Source organism: Aeromonas sp. QDB18 (assembly GCF_027705325.1).
Lineage (GTDB): Bacteria > Pseudomonadota > Gammaproteobacteria > Enterobacterales > Aeromonadaceae > Aeromonas > Aeromonas caviae.
The window spans coordinates 1-6,605 of sequence record NZ_JAPDBQ010000190.1 but is presented as its reverse complement, the minus strand read 5'-3'; the positions used below and the strand labels follow the sequence as shown (position 1 = coordinate 6,605).

Genomic DNA, 6,605 nt, shown 5'->3' with positions numbered 1-6,605 from the left:
GCATCATGCCTCCCTCATTTTTAGCCCTGATACTACGTGGACTGGAACTCAAATTCTCTTAAGTGAACAGCATTGCGATGATCGCGGGCTTTTTTTTGTGCCAAGGCCATTTGAAAAACAAATGCAAAGGGCCACATCATGGGATTAATAAATGCCCTGTTGCCCCGTCTCACCCCTTTCCCGGGGGGCTGGCACCCTGCCGACGGGGAAACCCGGTGCTGACTCCAGGGGCCGGATAGCGTATCCCGCAGGTTGCCGAACGAACCAACCGCCACACGGCAGAGGATGGCATCGCGCAGCCCGCGCCTTGGCCATGGCTGCATCGGCGCCAATCTCCACCCTCACCCCCGTCAGCGGCGGCCAGGGCCGCTGATACCCTCGCGGACAAGGTGAAGCGCCATCGCAGGCTGCCGAACGAGCCAACCGCCACGCGACAGAGGATGGCATCGTGCAGCCCGCGCCATGGCCATGGCGGCATCGGCGCCAATCCCCCCCTCACCCCCGTCAGCGGCGGCCAGGGCCGCTGATGCCCTCGCGGACAGGGTGAAGCGCCATTTGCCAGACAAATGCAAAGGGCGAGATCATGGGAAATCCAAATGACAGGCAAACAAAAAGCCCACCGCGATGCGGTGGCCTTGGTGCTTTCTTGCGAAAGATGGTGGAGCTACGCGGGATCGAACCGCGGACCTCTTGCATGCCATGCAAGCGCTCTCCCAGCTGAGCTATAACCCCAACTCACCTCGGCGCTACCAAAGTTATCTCTGGCAACGGAGGCGCATGATAGGCATCACCCGCTTTGCTGTCAACCCAAAATTCTCGCCCGCTGGAGCGTTTAGTCAAAATTCAGGCAGTTAGCTGTTTTTACCGCCAACCTCGTCGCTATGTCGCTGTTTTACGTCGCAAATCCGCTTGAGGCCAAAATACGAAGGGCCCCCGTCAGGGCAATGCTGTTCACTTAAGAGAATTTGAGTTCCAGTCCACGTAGTATCAGGGCTAAAAAATGAGGGAGGCATGATGCCTCCCTCTTTCTATTGCAAGCCACGCTGGATAAAGGCTGAAGGAACATCGACTGGAAACAGCCTTGCTCCCCCAACTCAAGTCGCATTTATGAATAATTAGTCAAAAATGTGCTTATCTGAACAGCATTGCCCCGTCAGGGAGCCCTTTTCATGCCATGGCCGATGTTTATTCAGCGGCCATGCGCGCTTCGATATACGCCAAAGCGCGATCTATACGGGCGAGGACCCACTCCTTGCCCACCAGCGCCATCACGGCGTCGATGGCAGGGGAGAGATTACCCCAGACCGGTGACGGCAATGTGCGGCGGCAAGCTTACTCGGCGGCCATGCGCGCTTCGATATACGCCAAAGCGCGGTCGATACGGGCGAGGACCCGCTCCTTGCCCACCAGCGCCATCACGGCATCGATGGCAGGAGACTGGCCCAGACCGGTGACGGCCACACGCAGCGGCATGCCGACCTTGCCCATGCCCTGACCCAGCTCGGCGGCGGTCGCTTCAATCAGCTCGTGCAGCGCCTCGGTGGTCCAGGTCTCCAGGGCCGCCAGCTTGGTCTTGGCCAGCGCCAGAGGCTCGGCAGCCACACCGCGCAGGTGCTTCTTGGCAGCGGCTTCGTCGATGGCTTCGTACTCTTCGAACAGGTAGCGGCTCTGGGCGGCCATCTCGACCAGGGTGTTGCAGCGCTCGGCCAGCAGGGTGACCACGTCGGCCAGCGCCGGGCCATTGCTGGTGTCGATCTGCTGGTGTTCCATGTGCCAGGCCAGATGCTTGGCCACATAGGCCGGATCCAGGCTGCGCATGTAGTGGTTGTTCAGCCACAAGAGCTTGTCGGTGTTGAAGGCAGAGGCGGACTTGGAGATGGCATCCAGGCTGAACAGCTTGATCATCTCGTCGAGGGTGAAGATCTCCTGATCCCCGTGGGACCAGCCCAGACGCACCAGATAGTTCAGCAGCGCTTCCGGCAGGTAACCGTCGTCGCGGTACTGCATGACGGAGACGGCGCCGTGGCGCTTGGAGAGCTTGGCGCCGTCGTCACCCAGGATCATGGAGACGTGGGCAAACTCCGGCACCGGCGCGTTCAGGGCCTTGTAGATGTTGATCTGGCGCGGGGTGTTGTTGATGTGGTCTTCCCCACGCACCACGTGGGTGATCTCCATGTCCCAGTCATCGACTACAACACAGAAGTTGTAGGTCGGCGCACCGTCGGTACGGCGAATGATCAGATCGTCCAGCTCGGTGTTGGCGAACTCGATGCGGCCACGGACGTGGTCATCGAACACCACGGAGCCTTCGGTCGGGTTGCGGAAGCGAATGACGTGGGGCGCATCGGCCGGGTGATCGTGGGCGCCATCCCGGCACTTGCCGTCATAGCGGGGCTTCTCGCCGTTGGCCATCTGGCCTTCACGCAGCGCTTCCAGACGCTCTTTGGAGCAGTAGCACTTGTAGGCGCGGCCGTCAGCCAGCATCTCGTCGATGAGGCCGTTGTAGCGATCGAAGCGCTTGGTCTGGTAGTAGGGGCCCTCATCCCAGTTCAGCTCCAGCCATTCCATGCCCTCAATGATGGCGTCGATGGCCTCCTGAGTGGAACGTTCCAGATCGGTATCCTCGATACGCAGCACAAACTCACCGCCCTGGTTCTTTGCAAACAACCAGGAATAGAGTGCGGTACGGGCACCGCCGACATGCAAAAAGCCGGTCGGGCTGGGAGCAAAACGGGTTTTGACTTTCATCTTTAAGCCTTGTGTAGAGGGCCTTGGGCCAATTCGTTAAAAAAACCGTCGCATTTTAGCACCGACAATGACGGATGGGAAAACCATGGCGAGGCAGAGGGGAAAATAGGGTCTATTCCCGCAAAAACCGCTGTTTTAGAGTGATGTCTCAGAATTTTCCCTTTTTTCCCGCTTAGCTAGGCGAGGTCGCTGGAGAGATCTCCCGCACAGCCGATACTTCAGTCACCCCGTCAACGAACCCTCAACGATACAAGGAACGCGCGATGCAGTTTCGTTCTATCCAGAATCGTATCCTGGTACTGGCCGGTGTCGCCATGACCACGGCCCTGGTCATCCTGATCCTGCTCAACCAGTATTCAGGCCGGCAGACCCAGCAGCTCACCATCGACTCCAGCCGCGCCGCCCTGCAACAGGAGGCGTGGCAGAAGGTGAGCGCCAACGCCCGTGCCGAGGCCGCCACCATCACCCAGCTGCTGCAAAAGGGGCTCTCCTACACCCAGCAGATGGCCAGCGTCTTCGCCCGCCAGCAGGAGGGCAAGCTGCCGCTGGATCGCCAGCAAGCCACCGATCTGCTCAAGGCCCAGCTTGCCCTGGAGCCTCAGCTCTATGGCGCCTTCGCGGGCTTCGAGCCCAACGGCTTCGACGGCCAGGACGAAAGCTTCGCGGGACAGGCAGCCCTTGGCAGCGACGACAAGGGGCGCTTCGTTCCCTACTTCTACCGCGACAAGGATCAGATCGGCAGCGATCTGCTGCTCTCCATCGAAAAGAGCGATCCGGACGAGTTCGGCAACCCGGCCAACGACTACTACGCCTGCCCGAAACGGGAGGGGCGCCCCTGCCTCATCGACCCCTTCAAGGTGGACATCAACGGCCAGCAGGTGCTGGTGAGCACCATCACCACCCCCATCCTGGTGGATGGCCAGTTCAAGGGCATCGCCGCGCTGGATCTGGCGGTGGACTCCATCAGCCGTCAGGCCCAGTCTCTCAACAGCAACATCTATGACGGCAAGGGGGAGACCCTGATCGTCAGCGCTGCCGGCGTCATCACCGGCACCAGCGGCGACGCCAGCCTGCTCGGCAGCCGCGCCGACAAGGTGCTCGGCAGCGGCTGGCAGCAGTACCTCAAACCGGACGTGCAGCGCCAGGAGCTCGACGATGCGTTTCGCATCTCGGTGCCCATCGCGGTGCCCGGCATGGCCCGCAACTGGGCCATCATCGTCACCCTGCCCTACAAGGTGGTGCTGGCGGGAGCGGACGAGCTGGCACGCCAGCTCACCGACATGAACCGCGCCGCCATGACCCAGCAGCTCATCGGTGCCCTCATCGTACTGGCGCTGGCCCTTGGCACCATGCTGGTCATTGCCCGCAGCATCACGGGCCCCATCCGCCAGATGGTCAGCCTGGTAGATGACATCGCCGACGGCGACGGGGATCTCACCAAGCGTCTGGAGAGCCGCTCCCGGGACGAGCTGGGGGCCCTGGCCCGGGGCATCAACCGCTTCATCGACAAGCTGCAGGCCCTGCTCGGGGATGTGCAGAAGACCGCGAGCGAGGTCCATCGCCACGCCGGGGAGACCGATCGCATCGCCGGCCAGACCGACAGCAACCTGCAGCATCATCAGGCCGAGATGGAGCAGATGCTGACCGCGGTACAGGAGATGTCCTACGTCAGCCAGGAGGTGGCCACCCACGCCAACAACACCGCCGACTCCGCCAAGCAGGCCCAGAGCGCGGCGGACGAGGGCAAGGTACGCTTCCAGCGGGTGATCCACTCCATGCACAAGGTGGCCGCCGAGGCGGGCAAGGGCGCCGAGGTGGTGGAAGGGCTGGCTCACGACAGCGAGCAGATCACCAGCATCCTCACCGTCATCCAGGGGATCGCCGATCAGACCAACCTGCTGGCGCTCAACGCCGCCATCGAGGCGGCCCGGGCCGGCGAGCAGGGGCGCGGTTTTGCGGTGGTGGCCGACGAGGTGCGCAAGCTGGCGGGCAACACCCAGCAGGCGGTGCAGAATACCCAGGAGCTGATCGACAAGATCCGCCACAGCTCCACCAACGCGGTCAACGCCATCCAGCAGAGCCAGCAGCTGACCCATCAGGCGGTGGGGGAAGCGGATCAGGCGGAGGCGGCCCTCGGCAGCATCTTCCAGGCCATCGCCACCATCAACGACATGACCTACCAGATCGCCTCCGCCGCCGAGGAGCAGAGCTCGGTTTCCGAGACTGTCTCCGGCAATCTGTCAAAAACCAGCGCACTGGCCAACGACATCGCCAGGGACGCCACCAGCACGGCCAACGCCAGCCAGGCCTTGCGTCAGGCGGCGGAACGTTTGCAGCAATTGTTGGGTCAGTTTCGTCTCAGCTGATAATTTTCATGCTCCGGACTCTCCCCCTCGGGGACGAGTCCGTTTACCATAGGCGGCATATTTGCCTGATGGCAGGCAATGTAGTGAGAGGTAAATGCCGTGCCCACCCCGGACCGTCGCCCACGTGGCCATAACAGACGAGCCCAGCAGCGTCGCCAAGACGAATCACAAGGAACCCTGCTCCAACGTATCAACGCGGCTACCCTGCCCCTGCGCCAGCGTCTCGGCCAGGGCATGAGTGGCCTGGGTCAGCGCAACAAGGAGCCGAAGGCGGCCTCGTTCAAGCTGGCAAGCCCCCTGCCCCGCAAACACACCATAGGGTTGCTGGTGCTGATCCCGCTCTGGCTGCTGGTGCTGGCCTGGGAGCCCGCCCCCGCCGCCCCGACCACGGCGCCGTCAGGCTCTCTGGCGGTCCCCCTGGCCGTGCCCGCCCAGGCCCTGACCGTCGGCAACGCCGGTGAGCCCCAGGCCGCCAAGCCCGTCGAGGAGAAAGTGGATGGCACCTGGTTGCAGCACGACGTGCAGGCCGGTGAAACCCTCTACTCCATCTTCCGCAAGTTCGAGTTGCCGGGGGCCGAGCTCAGCCGGCTCATCGCCATCGAAGGGCCGGACAGGCCGCTGACCCGGCTGCAGTCGGGCAAGTCGGTGTTCATCCTGGTGGACACCAGCCGCCGCATCCAGCGGGTCGAGGTCCGCTCTCTCGGTCTGGTCAGCTACCGCTACGACCGCCAGGGGGAAGGGTTCGCCCTCAAGGAATAAGGGGGCTCGACCACTTCCCCTTATGCAGACGGGAGGCCATGGCCTCCCGTTTTTTTTGATGTGAAGCATGAAACAAGCTGCTGACTTCACAATACTTTTAGCTCGCTCAAAAAATGAAAAGTGCCAAATTGACAAGGGATCGGGCTCCAGTACAATCGGTCAGGCTTTAGACAGGGATTGTGCTACATGCTACTGGGACAAAGAGACGTGGTCAGTCATGCTTCAACCCCTGACTTCCAGGCAAATGCTGCCCAACCAGGCTTAGTTTCATTTTGTTATAGATAGGACTTACCACATGTCTGACATTCGCACCGGCCAAGTAAAATGGTTCAACGAAACCAAGGGTTTTGGCTTCATCGAGCAATCCCAGGGACCGGACGTTTTCGTTCACTTCTCCTCCATCCAGAGCGCAGGTTTCAAGACCCTGGCTGAAGGTCAAAAAGTCCAGTTCACTGTGACCCAGGGCAAAAAAGGCCCTCAGGCCGAGAACGTCACCGTTATCTGAGCCAGCGCCAGTGAACCCGTAGGAGGAGCCATCGCCCCTCCTATTTTTTTGCCCGCGATTTCCCCTCCCCGATCGGCAGAGCTCTTGCCGGGCTTGCCATCCCCACCTGCAAGCCGTTTATGGCCGCCACCAGCCGCTATAAATTAAAATTACCTGATTACCCATGATTAGCAGTCAGTTACCACGAACTATACTGATCTTACGTACAGTTATCGAGGTGCGAGATC

At 61.2% G+C, this 6,605-nt stretch carries 4 protein-coding genes, 1 tRNA gene and 1 pseudogene; 3 read left to right on the top strand and 3 right to left on the bottom strand.

Features of this window, described 5'->3' with window-relative positions; all coding sequences use genetic code 11:
* Positions 1 to 656 precede the first annotated feature (656 nt).
* From OKC30_RS19305 to gltX, 3 genes and pseudogenes are all read right to left on the bottom strand, one after another.
* Positions 657 to 732: transfer RNA gene (locus OKC30_RS19305), tRNA-Ala, on the bottom strand.
* A gap of 453 nt (positions 733 to 1,185) precedes the next feature.
* Positions 1,186 to 1,321: pseudogene (locus tag OKC30_RS21565) on the bottom strand (glutamyl-tRNA synthetase); the annotation flags it as partial.
* Between the two features lie 11 nt (positions 1,322 to 1,332).
* Positions 1,333 to 2,748, bottom strand: a complete 1,416-nt coding sequence (gene gltX, locus OKC30_RS19300; RefSeq protein WP_010675482.1) for a glutamate--tRNA ligase — start codon at positions 2,746 to 2,748, stop codon at positions 1,333 to 1,335.
* 263 nt (positions 2,749 to 3,011) lie between these two features.
* On the opposite strand from gltX, the gene OKC30_RS19295 reads away from it, so the two are divergent.
* The 3 genes from OKC30_RS19295 (at position 3,012) to OKC30_RS19285 (ending at position 6,378) form a co-directional block, all read left to right on the top strand.
* Positions 3,012 to 5,114 carry a methyl-accepting chemotaxis protein gene (locus tag OKC30_RS19295; RefSeq protein ID WP_160839322.1) on the top strand — a complete coding sequence of 701 codons (2,103 nt, stop codon included), beginning with the start codon at positions 3,012 to 3,014 and terminating at the stop codon, positions 5,112 to 5,114.
* A 99-nt stretch (positions 5,115 to 5,213) separates the two neighbouring features.
* On the top strand, positions 5,214 to 5,873 hold the full coding sequence (locus OKC30_RS19290) for a LysM-like peptidoglycan-binding domain-containing protein (RefSeq protein ID WP_160839324.1): 660 nt from the start codon (positions 5,214 to 5,216) through the stop codon (positions 5,871 to 5,873).
* A gap of 295 nt (positions 5,874 to 6,168) precedes the next feature.
* A complete protein-coding gene (locus OKC30_RS19285; RefSeq protein ID WP_005297820.1) occupies positions 6,169 to 6,378 on the top strand; it encodes a cold-shock protein in 210 nt (69 codons plus the stop codon).
* Positions 6,379 to 6,605: the final 227 nt, after the last annotated feature.

Bases quoted from the DNA above. Each gene is read 5' to 3' on its own strand.
- gltX (WP_010675482.1), bottom strand. From the start codon at position 2,748: ATGAAAGTCAAAACCCGTTTTGCTCCCAGCCCGACCGGCTTTTTGCAT.
- OKC30_RS19295 (WP_160839322.1), top strand. From the start codon at position 3,012: ATGCAGTTTCGTTCTATCCAGAATCGTATCCTGGTACTGGCCGGTGTC.
- OKC30_RS19285 (WP_005297820.1), top strand. From the start codon at position 6,169: ATGTCTGACATTCGCACCGGCCAAGTAAAATGGTTCAACGAAACCAAG.